Consider the following 17,869-nt stretch of genomic DNA (forward strand, 5'->3'; position numbering starts at 1 on the left):
GTGCCCAAACTGTCTGTGTAAAGAATTTCATACAAATTAAATTTAGCTGGAATCAGATCTGTCACTTCAATTAGGGATTTTGATAGAATTCGGTGTGTCTTGATTCGGCTTATGTTGTTGAATGTTGGATCCGAGCCGGTTCATTAGAGAAGTGGGGGGGACGTGAAGAATTTCATGCTTTTGTGTTTGGTCGGCTTGCTGATGGCCAGCTGTTCTACAGTAACGCGTGGAACAACAAATCAAATTCAGGTAATATCGAATCCATCTGCGGCCCAGGTGAAGACATCTATTGGAAATGCCTGCACGACGCCATGTACATTTGAGGTTTCGCGCAAATCGGAATTCATAGCGACGATTAGCAAGGAAGGCCATAAACCCGTCGATGTTCCGGTGAAGACGCGCGTTGCTGGAGCTGGAGCCGCGGGGTTCGCCGGTAATATCGTCGCGGGCGGGATCATCGGCATGGGAGTCGACGCGGCGACAGGCGCTACGCTGGAGCATTATCCCAATCCAATCAATGTATCGCTGGAACCCAATACTCCTGCAGTCGTGAATAGATCGGTTCGCCGGAACGCCAAGGCGCGCGCGCCCAAGTCATCCGCGTCCTGATCGCTCTTCTTCAGGCTGAAAATCCCGATCGAAAACGGCGGATTCTTACCCTTTGGTCGTGAAGCCTCGAAGAGGCAGCCTCGTGCCACCGGCAGGACACCGACTTCGCTTTCGAACTGGCAGAAGCCGGCCGAGAGTGCGGACTGCGCCACTCCGCAAATCTCGGCCGTGGGCGAATGCCGCAAACTTCGCATTTGAATAGAAGAGGAAGCCGACGGAAGGCTCCGCATCGATAACACGCATCGGTTGCATCCCGTGACGAATCGCACGGAGAGGCCGGGGCGGCGGTGGCATTGTCATCCCATCAAAGCAAGCGCAGCCCGCGCAAGACAAGAATGGGAACGAGACGATGTTGAAGAAAATCCTGACCGGCGCCCTGGTTGCCGCAACACTGGCAGGCACCGCCATTGCCACCACCGGCACCGCCGAAGCCCGCTATGGCCGTGGTGGCGCCTTCGCCGCTGGTGCCGGTATCGGCCTGCTGGGTGGGCTGCTCGCCGGCTCCGCCTACAACAACAGCTATTATGGCGGCGGCTATTACGACGATTACCGCCCCGTCTACTATCGCCGCTGCCACATCGAGAAGCGCTGGGTCGACGGCTATTACGGCGGCTTCTGGAAGCGCGTGAGGGTCTGCTACTGAGCCCGAATTCGGGTTATCGGACCCTGCACCCCAACACCAGCCCGGTAGCCCGTAGGAAGCCCCGCCCCCGGTGGGGCTTCCGCCTTTTTGCGGTAAGGGATGATGGCCTGCAGGCCGTCACGGCTCGTTGGCGGGGAGCCTGTCCACAAAGACCAGTTCGCAACAATCCGCGTTGAACGCCAGGACCTGGGCCGGCTCGAACAGCCAGGGCGTATTTCTTTGCCACCATCGAGCGGCTTGCGGGGAATGGTTATCGAGCAGGCGCAAGGCGCTTGCGGCCTGCACTGAATAGGCCTGCCAAATTGCCGTCGGCGGCTTGAAGCCCAAACGCTGCTTCAGCAGGCTGAGGACGCCGGCCGGATTGCGAAACCCGATTTCGACGATCATCGTCTCCGGCTCCGACGGCGCCGTTTCCAACAGCGGCAGGGTCAGGCCGATCCAGGCCTGCCTGATGGCGATGGGAGCTTCCCCCTGGGGTGTCGCGTCGATCCTGATGCCGCGCCATGGGGTCAAGTAGGCCATCGACGTTTGCTCCATCACGAACGAAGGGCAGGCTCGTTCGTCCTTGTGAACAAATAAGCGAACAAAACGGCGAACGTCGACATTTCATCGCTGGTGGAGCGAGTAGGATTTGCCGATGTGGGAAAGAATGTGCATCACTCTTCGCATTGCAACATAAATTCCCAACTCCCCTCCAGACCGCGAGTGCTCATGCGACCGTCCTTCCGCCGCCTGCTCGTCGCCAATCGTTCCGAGATCGCCATCCGCGTGTTTCGGGCCGCCACGGAACTCGGCATCTCCACCATTGCCGTCTATGCGGAGGAGGACAAACTTTCGCTGCACCGCTTCAAGGCTGATGAAGCCTACCAGATCGGCAAGGGCAAGGGGTCTGAAAGGAATCTGGGACCGGTGGAGGCCTATCTCTCCATCGACGAGGTGATCCGCGTCGCCAAGGAAGCCAGGGCCGATGCGATCCATCCCGGCTACGGCCTGCTGTCGGAGAGCCCGGAATTCGCCGAAGCCTGCGCCGCCGCCGGCATCGTCTTCATCGGTCCCAGCCCCAAGACCCTGCGCACGCTCGGCAACAAGGTCGATGCGCGCAACCTCGCCATTTCGGTCGGCGTGCCGGTGATGCCGGCGACCGACCCGCTTCCCGACGATCCCGAAGCGATCAAGGCGGCGGCGCAGGCTGTGGGCTATCCTGTGATGCTCAAGGCCTCCTGGGGTGGCGGCGGGCGTGGCATGCGCCCGATCGAGAGCGAGGACAAGCTGCTCGATGCCGTCTTCACCGCCAAGCGCGAGGCCAAGGCTGCCTTCGGCAAGGACGAGGTCTATCTGGAAAAGCTGGTGCGCCGCGCCCGCCATGTCGAGGTGCAGATCCTCGGTGACGGCAACGGCACGCTGGTGCATCTGTTCGAGCGTGACTGCTCGATCCAGCGCCGCAACCAGAAGGTGATCGAGCGCGCGCCCGCGCCCTATCTCGACGAGGAGACGCGCCAGGGCCTGTGCGAATCGGCGCTCAAGATCGGGCGCGGCACCGATTATGCCGGCGCCGGCACCGTCGAGTTCCTGATGGATGCCGATACCGGCAAGTTCTATTTCATCGAGGTCAATCCGCGCGTCCAGGTCGAGCACACCGTCACCGAGGTCGTCACCGATCTCGACATCGTCAAGGCCCAGATCCGCATCGCCGAGGGCGGGCGCATCGGCGTCATCGGCGCCGATGGCGAGCTGGAGACCGGCATTCCCGCCCAGGACGACATCTTCATGCGCGGCCATGCGCTGCAGTGCCGGCTGACCACGGAGAATCCCGAGAACAATTTCATCCCGGACTATGGCCGCATCACCGCCTATCGCGGTGCCATGGGCTTCGGCATCCGCATCGACGGCGGCACCGCCTATTCCGGCGCGGTGGTGACACGCTGGTACGATCCGCTCCTGGAAAAGGTCACGGCCTGGGCCTCCACCCCGCAGGAAGCCATCGCCCGCATGACCCGCGCCTTGCGCGAATACCGTATCCGGGGCGTCGCCACCAACCTGCCCTTCCTGGAGGCGGTGCTGGCGCATGAGAAGTTCCGCTCCAACCAGTACACCACGCGCTTCATCGACGAGACGCCCGAGCTGTTCCAGTTCGCCAAGCGCCGCGACCGCGCCACCAAGCTCCTGACCTATATCGCTGACGTCACCGTCAACGGCCATCCCGAGGCGCGCGGCCGAGCGCGGCCGCCCGCCGAGGCGCGCACGCCGCATGCGCCCGAATTCAAGGTGAGGCCTGCCTCCGGCACCAGGCAGCTGCTCGACACGCTGGGCCCGGAGAAGTTCGCGAGCTGGATAAAGGAGGAAAAGCGCGTCCTCGTCACCGACACCACCATGCGCGACGCCCACCAGTCGCTGCTGGCCACGCGCATGCGCACCTACGACATCGCCGGCGTCGCCTCGGCCTATGCCGCCGGCCTGCCGCAGCTGCTTTCGCTCGAATGCTGGGGCGGTGCCACCTTCGACGTCGCTATGCGCTTCCTCACCGAGGATCCCTGGGAGCGTCTCGCTTTGATCCGCGAACGCGCGCCCAACATCCTCACCCAGATGCTGCTGCGCGGGGCCAATGGCGTCGGCTACACCAATTATCCCGACAATGTCGTACGGCTCTTCGTCAAGCAGGCGGCCGATGCCGGCATGGACCTCTTCCGCATCTTCGACTGCCTGAACTGGGTCGAGAATATGCGGGTGTCTATTGACGCCGTGCTGGAGGCCGGCAAGCTGGCCGAGGGCGCGATCTGCTATACGGCCGACCTTTTCGACGCCTCGCGCTCGAAATACGACCTGGCCTATTACGTCCGCATGGCGCGCGAGCTTGAAAAGGCCGGCTGCCATATCCTGGCGATCAAGGACATGGCGGGTCTGCTCAAGCCGGCCCAGGCCCGCAAGCTGGTGAGCGAACTCAAGCAGGAGATCGGCCTGCCGATCCACCTGCACACCCACGACACTTCGGGCATTGCCGGCGCCACCGTGCTGGCGGCGATCGAGGCTGGTGTCGATGCGGTCGATGCCGCCATGGATGCGATGTCTGGCACGACGTCCCAGGCCTGCCTCGGCTCCATCGTCGAGGCGCTCAGGCATTCCGAGCGCGATCCCGGCCTCGATCCGGAGGCGATCCGCCAGATCTCCTTCTATTGGGAGGCGGTGCGTACGCAATACACCGCCTTCGAGAGTGACCTGAAGGCCGGTGCGTCGGAGGTCTATCTGCACGAGATGCCGGGCGGCCAGTTCACCAATCTCAAGGAGCAGGCGCGCTCCCTCGGCCTGGAGACGCGCTGGCACGAGGTGGCCAAAGCCTATCGCGCCGCCAACGATCTGTTCGGCGACATCGTCAAGGTGACGCCGTCTTCCAAGGTGGTCGGCGACATGGCGCTGATGATGGTGGCGCAGGGCCTCACCCCGGAGGATGTCGCCGATCCCGCCCGCGAGGTCGCCTTCCCGGCCTCCGTCGTCGAGATGATGCACGGCGATCTCGGCCAGCCCGAGGGCGGCTGGCCTTCCGCCCTGCAGAAGAAGATCCTCAAGGATGCAGCGCCGATCACCGTGCGCCCCGGCTCGCTGCTGCCGCCGGCCGACATTCCGGCGTTGAAGGCGGAGGTGGAGAAGAAGATCGGCCGCGCCGTGGAGGGCAACGAGATCTCCTCCTATCTGATGTATCCCAAGGTCTTCACCGACTATGCCGTCACCGCCCGCAAATACGGGCCCGTTTCGGTGCTGCCGACCGCGACCTATTTCTACGGCATGGCGCCGGGCGACGAACTCACCATCGAAATCGAGCGCGGCAAGGCCCTGGTAATCCGCCTGCAGACGATGGGCGAGACCGACGAGGAAGGGCAGGTTCGAGTCTTCTTCGAGCTCAATGGCCAGCCGCGTATCATCAAGGTGCCCAACCGCCTGGCTGCCGGCAGCGTCAAGGCGCGCCGCAAGGCGGAGGACGGCAACGAGGCCCATATCGCCGCACCGATGCCGGGCGCCATCTCCACCGTGGCGGTGAAGGCGGGGCAGGCGGTCAAGGCGGGCGACGTGCTCTTGACCATCGAGGCGATGAAGATGGAGACCGCGCTGCATGCTCCCCAGGACGGCAAGATCGCCGAAGTGCTGGTCTCGCCCGGCGCCCAGATCGACGCCAAGGACCTCTTGATGGTGATGGGATAACTTCCGGGTGCGCGGGCTTCCAGCCCGCTCTTTCCGCCGACCCTTGGAACCGGCGCATTTGCGGGTTAGGAAGAGCGGACGAGACGTCCGCGCACCCGGAAAGCCCATGTCCCCCGCCTTCACCCTCCATCCCCAGCTTGCAGGCGATTCGATCGCCATCGGCGACCTTGCCGTGTCGCATCTGCGCCTGTTGAACGATGCCAGCTTCCCCTGGCTTCTCCTCATCCCCAAACATCCCGATATCAGCGAGATCATCGAGCTCGACGAGGCTGATAGAACCGTGCTGATGCAGGAGATCGCCGCGGTCTCTCAGGCGCTGAAGGCTCTCACGGGCTGCGACAAGCTCAATGTCGCCGCCCTTGGCAATATGGTGCCGCAGCTTCATATCCACGTCATCGCCCGTTTCAAGGGCGACCCCGCCTGGCCGAAACCCGTCTGGGGGCAGGTGCCTGCACGGCCTTATGCGGAAGCTGTCGCCGCCGATTTGATTAGCCAGCTTCGCAGGCTACTGTCGATTTCATGAAGATCTTGCCGGAAAAATTTGCCATGACACTGCATACTCTGTTCGATCGTTCCGCCGCCATCGCCTATTCGGTCAATCCACTCGATCGCGCCTCGGGTCAGCGCGAGGACGAAGCCTTCATCGCGGACAAGCTGGCCCATTCCTCATGCCGGTTCTTTGCCTTCTCGGGCGACATCCCGCTTCTGCGCATTCGCGACGGCGCCCATGAGGCTCTGTTCGATCGCGAGGAGATCGAATCTTTCAAAGATAGCCGGCAAATTGTCTTCCTCGGCCTGCAGTCCGATGGCAGTGCCGTGTTCGCACAGGCTTTCGACAAGGGGCTGGCCGACGAACTCGCCTGGCGCACGGATGTCGAGGCGATGGACCTGCGCTCCCTTGCCATGCGGGGCCTGGTGGCGCCGGGCATTCTCGGCGAGCTGTCCACGGCCAAGGAAGTGCTGGACTGGCACCAGCGTCATCGTTTCTGTGCCAATTGCGGCCAGGAGACCCGGATCACGTCCAGTGGCTGGCGGCGCGACTGTGCCAATTGCAGCACCCAGCATTTTCCCCGCGTCGATCCGGTGGTGATCATGCTGGCTATCGATGGCGATCGCTGCCTGATGGGTCGCCAGACTCGCTTTCCGGAAAAGATGTATTCGGCGCTGGCTGGCTTCCTGGAGCCCGGCGAGACCATCGAGGATGCCGTGCGGCGCGAGGTCCTGGAGGAATCGGGCATCGCCTGCTCGCATGTGCGCTATTTCGCCTCCCAACCCTGGCCCTTCCCCTCCTCCCTGATGGTGGGCTGCTTTGCCCGGGCGGTTGGCCGCGACATCAATGTCGACATCAAGGAACTCGAGGATGCGCGCTGGTTTACGCGCGAAGAGGTGGTCCAGATGCTGATCGACGAGCATCCTCTGGGCTTCAGTGCGCCCAGGCCGATGGCGATCGCCCATCACCTCCTGAAGGAATTCGCGGAGAAGGGCGGCGCGGTGGTGCCGTGAGGTTGGAGCGCGGACATCCTGTCCGCCTCTTGGAAGCGCTGCGCGTGATGGAGAGCAAGAGGCGGACAGGATGTCCGCGCTCCGTTCACTCCGCCGGTGGCGCGTGGTCGTCGCGGGCCGGATCGGCCGGGAACACGCCGAAGATGCGCATCTTGGTCGAGAAGAAGCCGAGTTCTTCCAAAGCGCGCTTGAGGTTCTTCTCCTCGGGATGGCCGTCGACCTCGGCATAGAACTGGGTGGCGGAGAAATGCCCGCCGACCATGTAGCTTTCCAGCTTGGTCATGTTGATGCCGTTGGTGGCAAAGCCGCCCATCGCCTTGTAGAGCGCGGCCGGCAGGTTGCGTACCGTGAAGATCAGCGACGTCACCGTCGGCCCCTTGCCCATGGGCACCCAATCCGGCTCGCGCGACAGCACCACGAAGCGGGTGGTGTTGTAGGGCTCGTCCTCGACGTCGGGCTTGAGGACCTCGAGGCCATAGATTTCCGCTGCCAGCGTGGAAGCGAGGGCTGATTTGCTCGGGTCCTGCCAGTCGCGCACCAGCCGGGCGGCGCCGGCGGTGTCGCTCTCGGTCACCGGCGTGAGGCCGAGGCCGCGCATGGTGATGCGGCATTGGCCGAGGGCCTGGGGATGGCTGTGGACCGTGCGGATGGTGTCGAGGCTCGCACCCGGGACCGCCATGAGCTGATGGTGGATCGGCAGGAAATATTCGCCGATGATATGCAGGTCCGAGGTCGGCAAGAGATGATGGATGTCGGCGACGCGCCCCGCCACCGAATTCTCGATCGGGATCATGGCAAGCTCCGCCTCGCCGGAAGACACCGCATTGAAGGCGTCCTCGAAGGTCGGGCAGGGCAAGGGTTCGGCGTCGGGATAGACGTTGATGCAGGCGATATGAGAATTGGCACCAGGCTCGCCCTGGAACGAAACTTTCAGTTTGGACTCGGTCATCAGTTTAATGTCTTTCGAGAATCGCGCGGGCGCGTTCGAGATCTTCCTGTGTATCGACACCTAGCGGCACGGCGGGAACGATCGCAACATCGATGCGCATTCCCGCTTCCAGCGCCCGCAATTGCTCGAGGCGCTCGCGCTGCTCCAACGGTGCCGGTGGCAGCGTGACGAAGCGCTCCAGCGCGGCGCGGCGATAGGCGTAGAGGCCGATATGGTGATAGAGGTCGCCCTCGCCCCAGGGGGCGGTGGCGCGGGTAAAATAGAGCGCCCGCAACACGCCGGGCTCGATCGGCGTGCCCACCACCTTCACCACGCTGGAATTGGTCTTCTCCTCCTCGCGCGTGATCACGGCGGCGAGGGTGGCGATATCCACAGCCTCGTTGGCGAGCGGCCCGAACACGGCGCGGATCGATTCCGGCTCGATGGTCGGCAGGTCGCCCTGGACATTGATGATGGTGTCGTGCCGGCCCTCGGGGTCGATAGCGCTCAAAGCCTCGTAGATGCGATCCGAGCCGGTGGGGTGGTCGGGCCGCGTCATCACTGCTTCGCCGCCTGCGGCACGCACGGCGTCGGCGACCTCGGCCGTATCCGTCGCCACCACCGCCCGGCCCAGGCGCGATTCGCACGCCCGGCGCCAGACATGCACGATCATCGCTTCCCCTGCGATCGGGGCGAGTGGCTTGCCCGGCAGGCGGGTCGAGGCCATGCGAGCGGGAATCAGGATGAGGGGATGAGACAAGGAAATTCACCTAGAGGCCGTTGTGAACCATGGATAGGGTTTTGATGAGGTCAAGGCTGGCCACCTGCAGTGTCGCTTTTGCTCGACGAGTGCGTCGTTCCAGCCACGGGCTTTGCCTGTGGCAGACGTAGCAAGCCGCAAGGCTTGCGTCCTCGAACTCCTTCACCTCGAACAAAATCGCTCACGTCAAAATCCTATCCATGGTTCACAACAGCCTCTGAACGGCCGCTTCCGGAGCGGGGCGGCGAAAAGTAGCAAGCGCGCGCGATTTATACGAGTTGCAAACTACGGGTCAAACCGGATAGAGGGTCCCATGCGGTTTGCCGCTTGACAGAGTGGCTGCCGGAGTTTGTGTTTGGGGCAATCAGGTGCGGGGGCATCTTTTGCCTTTGGTCGCGTCTATTTCGCTAAGTCTATCTCGAGTCGGAGCCGGGGATGAGTTCGTCGTCATCGTTTGAACTGAACAAGATTGCCGGCGCAGTCCTGGGCACGCTGATGCTGACCTTGGGTCTGGGCATTGTCGCCGAGGAAATCTTCAAGCAGGAAAAACCGGAGAAGGCGGGCTATGAGCTCACCGACGCCGCGCCGGCCACCACTGCCGAGGCGCCTGCTGCCTCCCAGGATCCGCCGCTGGCCGAGCTGGTCGCCAAGGCCTCGGTCGAGAAGGGCGCCGCCATCTTCAAGAAGTGCGCTGCCTGCCATACCGACGACCAGACCGGCAAGAACGGCGTGGGTCCGAACCTGTTCGGTGTGATCGGCGGGCCGAAGGGCCACAAGACGGACTTCGCCTATTCCGATGCCATCAAGGCGCTGCACGACAAGGGCGAGACCTGGACGCCCGACGATTTCTATCACTTCATCAAGAGCCCGCAGGCTTTCGCCAAGGGCACCAAGATGTCCTTCGCCGGTCTGCCCAAGCCGCAGGACCGCGCCGACATCCTGGCCTATCTCAATTCGAAGAGCGAAAAGCCGATCGATCTGCCGAAGTAAGCAGCGGCGCTCTTGCCAGAATCTGCCAAAGCCGGGCTCATCGCCCGGCTTTTTGCTGTCGCGTGATCTGCAACTTTTCCGAATAAGGCGCGACAAGCCCTCTCCACGAAGTGGGGAGGGTGGCCCGACGAAGTCGGGTCGGGTGTGGCGGGCAGCGCTATGTCCCAAGCAAGCTTGCGCGGCCCGTCCCGCCATCGCGTCATGCATGGCGCACTGCCCGCCACACCCCATCCGTCATTGCTTCGCAATGAACAGCCACATCTTCGTTTCGAAGATGTGGCGGACTTCCCCACTTCGTGGAGAAGGCTGTTATGCCATAGTGGGATGGTATCGCGAGAGCTGCGCCCCTATCGCCGCCTGATCCCGAGCGGCACGCCTACCGTCGGAGGCACCGGCAGGTCTGCGTGGGCCCCGGCGATCGCCGCGATGCGCTCGGCGATCTCTGGCGGGAAGGGGGAGGAACGCCCGGCCTGCATGTCGACATGCACCAGGATCTGCTCGGCCGTGGCGAGCACTGCGCCATCAGCCTCGTTGGTCATGGCATGGAAGACGTGCAGGCGCTTGGCGTCGTGGTCGATGAGTTGGAGCGTCAGTGCCAGCGGATCGCCGATATGGGCCTCGCGCCGATTGTGGATGCGGGTTTCCATGGTGTAGATCGAGGAACCCGCGGCGCGATAGGCCTCGTCGACGCCGATCATGCGGAAGAAGACATCCGAGGAATCCCCGAACACCAAGAGGAAGGCGCTCTCCGTCATGTGGTCGTTATAGTCGGTCCACGCCTCGACCACCGGCGTGCGGTGCAGGGCCAGCGGGGCCGGGATCGGCTTGGCCCAATCCCAGCCCGCAAAGGGCTTGCCCTCGTTGGGGGTAGTGACCCGGCTCATTTCTGCTTCTTCAGGCCGAGCTTGTCGCGCGCTTCCGCTGGCGTGAGCGCCCGCCCGCCCAGACGCTCGATCACTTCCTTGGCGCGGGTGGTGAGCGACTGGTTGGTCGCATGTACGCCGCGGTCGAGCCAGATATTGTCTTCCAGGCCGACGCGGACATTGCCGCCCAGCAGCATGGACTGGGCCACGAAGGGCATCTGCATGCGGCCGATGGCGAAGGCGGCCCAATTGGCGCCCGGCGGCAGATGGTTGCGCATGGCGACCATGGTCTCGGTGGTGGCCTCCGCGCCCCAGGGGATGCCGAGGCAGAGCTGGAACATCGGCGGCGCGTCGATCAGGCCGCGCTTGATCAGATCCTTGGCCTGCCAGATATGGCCGAGTTCGAAGCACTCGATCTCGGGCTTTACCCCGACGGCCTGGATGCGCTCGGCCATCTCACGCAAGGTCTCGCCGGTGGCCATGAACAGGCCGTCGCTGAAATTCACCGACCCGCAATCCAGCGTGCAGATCTCAGGCCTCAGTTCCTCGACATGGGCGACGCGCTCGGCCGCATTGGCGATGTCGGTGCCCGTGCCCCCGGTGCGCGGATTGGCGGGGTCGAAGAAGAAGTCGCCGCCCATGCCGGCGGTGAGGTTGATCACCACATCCACGCCCGAATCGCGGATGCGCTGGACGGCCTCGCGATAATGTTCGAGCTTGCGGCCGGCCTTGCCGGTGTCGACATCGCGGACATGCAGATGGGCGATGGCGGCGCCCGCCTTGGCCGCCTCGATGGCCGAGTCGGCGATCTGCTTGGGCGTGACCGGAATGGCCGGGTGCTTGCCGACGGTGTCGCCGGCCCCGGTGATCGCGCAGGATATGATGACGTCGGTATTCACGGTGCTTCCTCCCTGTCGCGGGGATGTTAGGCCAGCCCCGTTTACGGACGTGACCTGTCGCGACAGGCACGATGCAGAATGCGACAGGGGCGCTGTGCCTGCTTTGCACGGGAGTTCCAAGAGCGGACGTCGCCGCCACATAGAGCGCCGCTCAATGTGGCTGTTGTCCGCGATCCCAGCCGCACCGCTTCCTGCGCGACGCCGCCAAGGTTTGCGCAAGAGACGCCAACGCTGGGACCGCGGACGTCTCGTCCGCCTTTCCTATCCGACAAACGTAATGCTTCCAGGATAGGCGGGACGAGAACGGTCCCGGGGAGCCTATCCCGCAGTGCGAATTTGTCCCAGAAACCCCCGCGCATTGTCGAGCGCCTCGCGCCGGTCTCGCCAGAAACGCTCATTGAGTTCGTGGATGGCGATGACGTCGGCGGGGAAGCTGCACTGCTCGGCGAGAGCGTCCCAGGGCAGGCTGCCCCAGCCCAGCGGCAGATGCAGGTCGCCCAGGCCGAAGGCATTGGCCTCGGCGCTGTCATAAACCCAGGGCAGGTCGGGCTGGCCGAAGGAATCGTGCAAATGGAGGTGCTTGGCGAAGGGGGCCAGCGCCTTGGCCTCCTCCAGAAAGTCATAACCATATTGGCTGGCATGGATGTAGCCATGGCTGAAATCGAAGGTGGCCCGGACATGCGGGTGGTCGATCAGGGCGAGTTCCTCGGCTAGGCGCGCAATGCTGGGCGTCGCCGCATAGGGGCCGAAATCGAACAGGTTTTCGACACACAGCACGACCTTGTGCGCGGCCGCCGCCTCGCCGGCGCGATGGAGGTAGTCGCGCTGGCGGGCAGCCGCATTCTCGGCGTCGTGGCGCTCGTCGGCCTGCATCATGCCGGCATGAATGACCAGATGCGGCGCGCCGATGCGGGCCGCGATCTCGATGAAAGCCTTGGTCGTCTCCAGGAAGCGCGGCAGCAGCGCGGGCGGTGCCATGAAGTTGATCGGCAGCGGGCCGTGCACGGTGAAGCCGAAGGGACGGTCGCGGCATATGGCTTCGAATTCGGTGACGCGCGAGCCGATCGGGCGCCCGGCCAGCACGAGGTCGTAGTGGTAGGCCGGCAGCTCGACAAAAGCGAGGCCGAGATCGGCAACCTCGTCCAGCGTGGCGGCGAGGCCAGACAGATCCGGCTGGCCCTCGCGCGAGGTCAGGCCGACAGCAGGCTGGGTGGGCATTTCAGTCTCCCTTGATGGTGTCGAAGCAGCATAGGCTTCCTGATCGCTGCCGGTATCAGATTGTTGACGATATCGCTTTTACACTCCGGAATATTTGTTGCGTCGCAATAATGCTGCTATGACAAATCCGTGACGAGCATTCGGCGACGGACCTGCAATCCTGTAGTTTGGTGGTGCTATGTTTGAAGAACTTAGGGGCATGATGGGGTTGGGCGCGATTTCCGCGCCCGTCTACACCATCTACGAAGCGACGCATGCGGCGCTGGGCCCGACTAGAGCTTTTTCCGATGCGACCCGGGCGTTTTTTGAAAATCCGGGCAATCCTTTTTCTATGACCACCTGGGGCAAGTCGGTTGCGGCAGCCTGCGAGGTCTTCGAGCGCGTGACGCGCCGCTACGGCAAGCCGGCCTTCGACATCAAGGACGTGCTGGTGGGCGGCGAGCGCGTGGCCGTGCATGAGGAAGCCGTCTGGCGGCGGCCCTTCTGCAATCTCCTGCGTTTTTCCCGCGCCATCCGCGGCAATCGCCGTCCGGATCCCAAGCTCTTGATCGTGGCGCCGATGTCGGGCCATTACGCCACGCTGCTGCGCGGCACGGTCGAGGCCTTCCTGCCCAATCACGAGGTCTACATCACCGATTGGATCGATGCCCGGCTGGTGCCGGTGTCGGAGGGGCGTTTCGATCTCGACGATTATATCGACTATGTCATCTCGATGCTGCATGTGCTCGGCCCCGACACCCATGTGATCGGCGTCTGCCAGCCTTCGGTACCGGTGATGGCCGCCGTTTCCCGCATGGAAGCGGAGAACGACCCCTATGCGCCGCTGACCATGACGCTGATGGGCGGCCCGATCGACACCCGCCTCTCGCCGACCAAGGTCAACGACGTCGCCGTGGAGAAGGGCGTCGATTGGTTCCGTTCGAACGTCATCACCAAGGTGCCTTTCCCCAATGCCGGCTTCATGCGCGACGTCTATCCCGGCTTCCTGCAGCTGACCGGCTTCATGACCATGAATCTCAGCCGCCATTTCGACGCCCACAAGACGCTCTATTTCGACCTGGTGCGCGGCGACGGCGACAGCGCCCAGAAGCATCGCGAATTCTATGACGAATATCTCTCGGTGATGGACCTGACGGCAGAGTTCTATCTGCAGACGGTCGATACCGTGTTCATCAAATATGCCCTGGCCAAGGGCGAGATGACCCATCGCGGCAAGCCGGTGGATCCGGGCGCCATCCGCAACACCGCGCTCTTCACCATCGAGGGTGAGAACGACGACATCACTGGCCACGGCCAGACCCATGCGGCGCATGGCCTGTGCGTGAACCTGCCGGCCGACAAGCGCGCCCACTACACCCAGATGAACGTCGGGCACTATGGCGTCTTCAACGGCTCGCGCTTCCGCTCCGAGATCGCACCGCGCATTTCCGACTTCATCCGCTCCAATCTGGCGCCGCACAAGCCGAGCCCGGGCGGTACCAACGATCCGATTCCGCTGGATTCCAAGCGCGGCAAGGGCCCGGTGAGGCCGGTCTCGGTCTGATCGCATCACCGCACAAGATTGCCAGCGAGTGCGAACGTCCTCGTGCACAGGCGCTGACCTTACCCACCCCTCCAGGGGAGGGTAAGGTATCCGGAATTCCGTCCACAGGGCTGGTGCCTATGAACACCTGTTTCTGCGCTTGCCCGGAACGTGTTCGAGCATCGTCTTCGCTTTCCCACCTCTGGGGCTTCGTGCCGGTGTACCAGTCCGTTGACGGCTGTCCGCCAAGGCCATAGGGCTGGAAGGATCAAAAAGGGAGGCGGGTGGTCCATGCGCAATCTGACGGGCTTTGTTTTGATGGTCTCGTCTTGCCTTGCTGTCGGCATTCCGGCCGCCGCCGCACAGGATTTCGGCAGGGACGCGGGGCAGGTAACCATCCGCACCGAAAATTATCCGCGCCCGCCCTATTCCGAGGCGACCTATTACATTTACGAGCAGAGCGAGGCGATCATCTGTACCAAGCTCGAGGTTTGCAACAAATTCGGTGATTGCACCACGAGCTATAAGAGCGGCTTCTATAAGGACGATCCGGACATCGAAACGGGGAAGGCCTACGGCAGCACGCCGCCAGTCGTCATCGCGCCCAGCAAATACGCCAAGCATGTCTGCCTGATGAAATATTCCCGTGGCCGATGGTGAGGCTGGCAGCTGGCTATCGCGCCGACCCGCCGGGTTGCCGCAACCTTGGGGAATGACGCTAGAGCGTTTTGCGATTTGGCGGTTACGCCAAGAATCGCAAAGACGCGTCGAAACAAGGAGTTAGAGCAAACAAGCGTTTCCGTCTAAACGCGTTTTGCTCTATGGTGCGCGGGCGAAATCTGTTCCTCCCCCATAGAGATCCTGCTTGCCCCATTCCATCTTGCGCCTCCGGCCCGCCCGCCACCTGATCGCGGCGGCCCTGCTTTGCCTGTCCGTCGCCCCCTTTCCCATCCGAGCCGAGACTGCAGCCAAGATCGCTGTTTGGCCTCAGGCCGATAGCGACCTGAAGCCCGAAGCCGGCATCCGCTTCGGTGTGCTGGGCAACGGCATGCGCTTTGCGGTGATGCGCAACACCACGCCCGCGGGGCAGGCCGCCATCCGGTTGCGTATCGGATCCGGCTCGCTGCAGGAGGCCGACGACCAGCGGGGTCTCGCCCATATGCTGGAGCACATGGCCTTCAAGGGCTCGACCCGGGTGCCGGAAGGGGAGATGGTTCGTATCCTGCAGCGCAAGGGGCTGGCCTTCGGAGCCGACACCAACGCCCATACCAGCTATGACGAGACAACCTATGCGCTCGACCTGCCGGAGGTCGATGCCGATACCGTCTCCACCGGCCTGATGCTGATGCGCGAGACGGCGAGCGAACTCACGCTCAGCGCCTCCGCCCTCGATCGCGAACGCGGCGTCGTCCTTTCCGAGGAGCGCCTGCGCGACACGCCAGGCTATCGCAGCATCATGGGCCTGTTCAACGTCCTCCTCGCCGGGCAGCGCGTGCCGGAGCGCGCGCCAATCGGCAAGACCGAGATCATCCGCACCGCCCCCATCGAGCGGCTGCGCGCCTATTACCAGGCCAATTACCGTCCGGACCGTGCCACTTTGCTCGTGGTCGGCGACATCGACCCCGCCGCCATGGAGGCGGAGATCCGCCGGCGCTTCGAGGACTGGAAGCCCGTCGGCCCGGCCGTGGCCGAGCCCGACCTCGGCCAGCCTCTCAAGCGCGGCGTCGGTGCCGACGTCGTCAAGGTTCCGGGCGCGAACACCAAGATCTACCTGGCCTGGATCCGCCCCTTCGACGCCGCGCCGGACAGCTATGCCAAGCGGCGCCAGAGCGCGATCGAATATGTTGGCCTGTCGGTGCTCAAGCGCCGTCTCCAGGCCCTGTCGCGCAAGGCCAATGCGCCCTTTATCGCAGCTGATGTCGGCCTGCAGGATCTCTACGAATCGGCCCGCGCCGGCCTGTTGTCCGCCGATGTCGAAACTGGGGCCTGGGACAAGGGCCTGGCCGCGCTCGATCAGGAACAGCGCCGTCTCGTGCAGTTCGGCACAAGCCAGGCCGAGGTCGACCGCGAGGTGGCGGAATATCGTTCCGCCCTGCAATCATTGACCGATGGTGCGGCGACGCGCACCAGCCCGGATCTCGCCGCGATGCTCGCCAGCAGCGTCGACGAGAGCAAGGTCTTCACCTCGCCGGCCGACGATCTCGTTCTTTTTGAGCGCATGGTGAAGGGATTGACGGCCGCCGAGGTCGACAAGGCTGTTCAGGCGGTGCTCTCCGGCAGCGGTCCGCGCCTTGTGCTGCAGGGCGCCGAGCCGCCGGAGCCGGCCGCGGTCGAGAAGGCTTATGCACGCTCGCAGTCCGTTCCCGTGACCGCGCCGGCCGATGCCGCCGAGGTGGTCTGGCCGTACACCAAATTCGGCACGCCGGGCGACGTCACCGAGCGCCGTGCCGTGGAGGATCTCGGCCTGACCATGGTGCGCTTTGCCAATGGCGTGCGCCTCACCGTCAAGCCCACGAAGTTCAGGGCCGACGAGATCCAGGTCCGCGTCGATATCGGCCGGGGCCGGCTCGATCTGCCGCATGACCGCCCGGTCCCGACCTGGACCGCCCAGGCGGTTGAGCTCTCGGGCCTGAAGGCGATCGACTATGACGATATGCAGAAGGTGCTGGCGTCGAAGATCGCCAGCGTCGGCTTCTCCTTGGAGGACCGTGCCTTCAAGTTCGAGGGCACGACGCGTCCGGCCGATCTTGCCACCCAATTGCAGATCTTCGCCGCCTATGCCTCCGATCCCGCCTGGCGGCCGGAGGTCTTCGAGCGTATCCGGCAGCTCTATCTCGCCAATCTGCCGCAATATGAGGCGACGGCCGGCGTGGTGGTCAGCCGGGACTTCCAAGGGCTGATCCACTCCGGCGATCCGCGCTGGACCTTCCCGGACCGCCCGCAATTGCTGGCGGCCAAGGCCGGCGATTTTCAGGCCCTGTTCGCGCCGGTCTTCGCTGAGGGCGCTCTCGACATCACCATTGTCGGTGATGTCGGCGTGGATGAGGCCATCCGTCAGGTCGCCGCGACCTTCGGTGCCCTGCCGCCCCGCCCGGTGCCGCAGACGCCGGCCGCCGACGCTGCTGCGGCCTTTCCGGCCATCAAGGCCGAGCCGGTCGTGCAGAGCCATTCCGGGCGCCCGGACAATGCCGCCGTCCTGGTCGCCATGCCGGTGGGCGATATGCTGTCGGACATTCCGCGCAGCTTCACGGCCGACCTTGCCAGCTCGATCCTGGTCAATCGCCTGATCGACGAGTTCCGCATTGCCGAAGGGGCGACCTATTCTCCCCAGGGCTCAGTCGATCTGTCCTCTTCCCTGCCGGGCTTCGGCTATGTCTATGCCATGGTCGAGACCACGCCGGCCAAGGTCGCCTCCTTCTATGCCCTGGTGGACAAGATCGCGGCTGATCTCATCGAGAAGGACGTTTCGCCCGACGAACTTGCTCGTGCCCGTGCGCCCAAGATCGAGACGATCAGGCGCCGGCAGCAGGAAAACGACTATTGGCTCGGCAAGGTAAGCGGCAGCCAGACCGATCCGCGGCGCCTCGAGCTGATCCGCGCCGGCCGGGACGGTTACGACAAGGTCGGCCCAGCCGATATCCGCGCTTTCGCCCAGACCTATTTCAAGCCCGGCAATGTCTGGAAGCTGACGGTGCTGCCGGCCGGAGCCGCCGCGGCGCGCTGAGACGCGGAGGCGGAGAACC

15 protein-coding genes are annotated in these 17,869 nt (G+C 63.9%); 9 read left to right on the forward strand and 6 right to left on the reverse strand.

Annotation, left to right across the window (positions count from 1 at the left end):
* The first annotated feature begins 162 nt into the window (after nt 1-162).
* Entirely contained in the window at nt 163-609 is a 447-nt protein-coding gene (locus ACZYTC_RS22720; protein ID WP_488990586.1) for a putative periplasmic lipoprotein, read from the forward strand.
* Nucleotides 610-958: 349 nt separating this feature from the next.
* Nucleotides 959-1,252: a hypothetical protein gene (locus ACZYTC_RS22725; protein ID WP_434958260.1), complete on the forward strand. Its 294-nt coding sequence runs from the start codon at nt 959-961 to the stop codon at nt 1,250-1,252.
* 117 nt (nt 1,253-1,369) lie between these two features.
* Here ACZYTC_RS22725 and ACZYTC_RS22730 read toward each other — a convergent pair whose 3' ends face one another.
* A complete protein-coding gene (locus tag ACZYTC_RS22730; protein ID WP_434958259.1) occupies nt 1,370-1,774 on the reverse strand; it encodes a hypothetical protein in 405 nt (134 codons plus the stop codon).
* Nucleotides 1,775-1,963: 189 nt separating this feature from the next.
* Here ACZYTC_RS22730 and pyc point away from each other — a divergent pair, with 189 nt between their 5' ends.
* The 3 genes from pyc to nudC all read left to right on the forward strand — a co-directional run bounded on the left by pyc (nt 1,964) and on the right by nudC (nt 6,946).
* Nucleotides 1,964-5,443 carry a pyruvate carboxylase gene (gene pyc, locus ACZYTC_RS22735; protein WP_488990587.1) on the forward strand — a complete coding sequence of 1,160 codons (3,480 nt, stop codon included), beginning with the start codon at nt 1,964-1,966 and terminating at the stop codon, nt 5,441-5,443.
* 106 nt (nt 5,444-5,549) lie between these two features.
* Nucleotides 5,550-5,966, forward strand: a complete 417-nt coding sequence (locus tag ACZYTC_RS22740; RefSeq protein ID WP_441773251.1) for an HIT family protein — start codon at nt 5,550-5,552, stop codon at nt 5,964-5,966.
* A 23-nt stretch (nt 5,967-5,989) separates the two neighbouring features.
* Complete coding sequence (gene nudC / locus ACZYTC_RS22745) at nt 5,990-6,946, forward strand: NAD(+) diphosphatase (protein WP_434958256.1); 957 nt, start codon at nt 5,990-5,992, stop codon at nt 6,944-6,946.
* Nucleotides 6,947-7,031: 85 nt separating this feature from the next.
* On the opposite strand, the gene ACZYTC_RS22750 is transcribed toward nudC, so the two are convergent.
* Complete coding sequence (locus ACZYTC_RS22750) at nt 7,032-7,895, reverse strand: prephenate dehydratase (protein ID WP_434958255.1); 864 nt, start codon at nt 7,893-7,895, stop codon at nt 7,032-7,034.
* Between the two features lie 4 nt (nt 7,896-7,899).
* A complete protein-coding gene (locus ACZYTC_RS22755; RefSeq protein WP_434958254.1) occupies nt 7,900-8,634 on the reverse strand; it encodes a 3-deoxy-manno-octulosonate cytidylyltransferase in 735 nt (244 codons plus the stop codon).
* 435 nt (nt 8,635-9,069) lie between these two features.
* On the opposite strand from ACZYTC_RS22755, the gene ACZYTC_RS22760 reads away from it, so the two are divergent.
* The gene (locus ACZYTC_RS22760) at nt 9,070-9,624 is read left to right on the forward strand and encodes a c-type cytochrome (RefSeq protein ID WP_434958253.1); all 555 of its coding nucleotides are present in this window, start codon (nt 9,070-9,072) and stop codon (nt 9,622-9,624) included.
* 347 nt (nt 9,625-9,971) lie between these two features.
* On the opposite strand, the gene ACZYTC_RS22765 is transcribed toward ACZYTC_RS22760, so the two are convergent.
* The 3 genes from ACZYTC_RS22765 to ACZYTC_RS22775 form a co-directional block, all read right to left on the reverse strand.
* On the reverse strand, nt 9,972-10,508 hold the full coding sequence (locus tag ACZYTC_RS22765; RefSeq protein ID WP_434958252.1) for a thioesterase family protein: 537 nt from the start codon (nt 10,506-10,508) through the stop codon (nt 9,972-9,974).
* Nucleotides 10,505-11,386, reverse strand: a complete 882-nt coding sequence (locus ACZYTC_RS22770; RefSeq protein WP_441773249.1) for a beta-keto acid cleavage family enzyme — start codon at nt 11,384-11,386, stop codon at nt 10,505-10,507. Before ACZYTC_RS22770 ends, ACZYTC_RS22765 begins: the two co-directional genes overlap by 4 nt.
* 318 nt (nt 11,387-11,704) lie before the next feature.
* Nucleotides 11,705-12,604, reverse strand: a complete 900-nt coding sequence (locus ACZYTC_RS22775; protein ID WP_488990588.1) for a sugar phosphate isomerase/epimerase family protein — start codon at nt 12,602-12,604, stop codon at nt 11,705-11,707.
* 178 nt (nt 12,605-12,782) lie between these two features.
* On the opposite strand from ACZYTC_RS22775, the gene ACZYTC_RS22780 reads away from it, so the two are divergent.
* The 3 genes from ACZYTC_RS22780 to ACZYTC_RS22790 all read left to right on the forward strand — a co-directional run bounded on the left by ACZYTC_RS22780 (nt 12,783) and on the right by ACZYTC_RS22790 (nt 17,850).
* The gene (locus ACZYTC_RS22780) at nt 12,783-14,147 is read left to right on the forward strand and encodes a polyhydroxyalkanoate depolymerase (RefSeq protein ID WP_488990589.1); all 1,365 of its coding nucleotides are present in this window, start codon (nt 12,783-12,785) and stop codon (nt 14,145-14,147) included.
* 270 nt (nt 14,148-14,417) lie between these two features.
* Entirely contained in the window at nt 14,418-14,786 is a 369-nt protein-coding gene (locus ACZYTC_RS22785) for a hypothetical protein (RefSeq protein WP_454816140.1), read from the forward strand.
* 205 nt (nt 14,787-14,991) lie between these two features.
* A complete protein-coding gene (locus ACZYTC_RS22790) occupies nt 14,992-17,850 on the forward strand; it encodes a M16 family metallopeptidase (protein WP_488990590.1) in 2,859 nt (952 codons plus the stop codon).
* Nucleotides 17,851-17,869: the final 19 nt, after the last annotated feature.

The organism is Labrys sp. F242 (genome assembly GCF_057813875.1).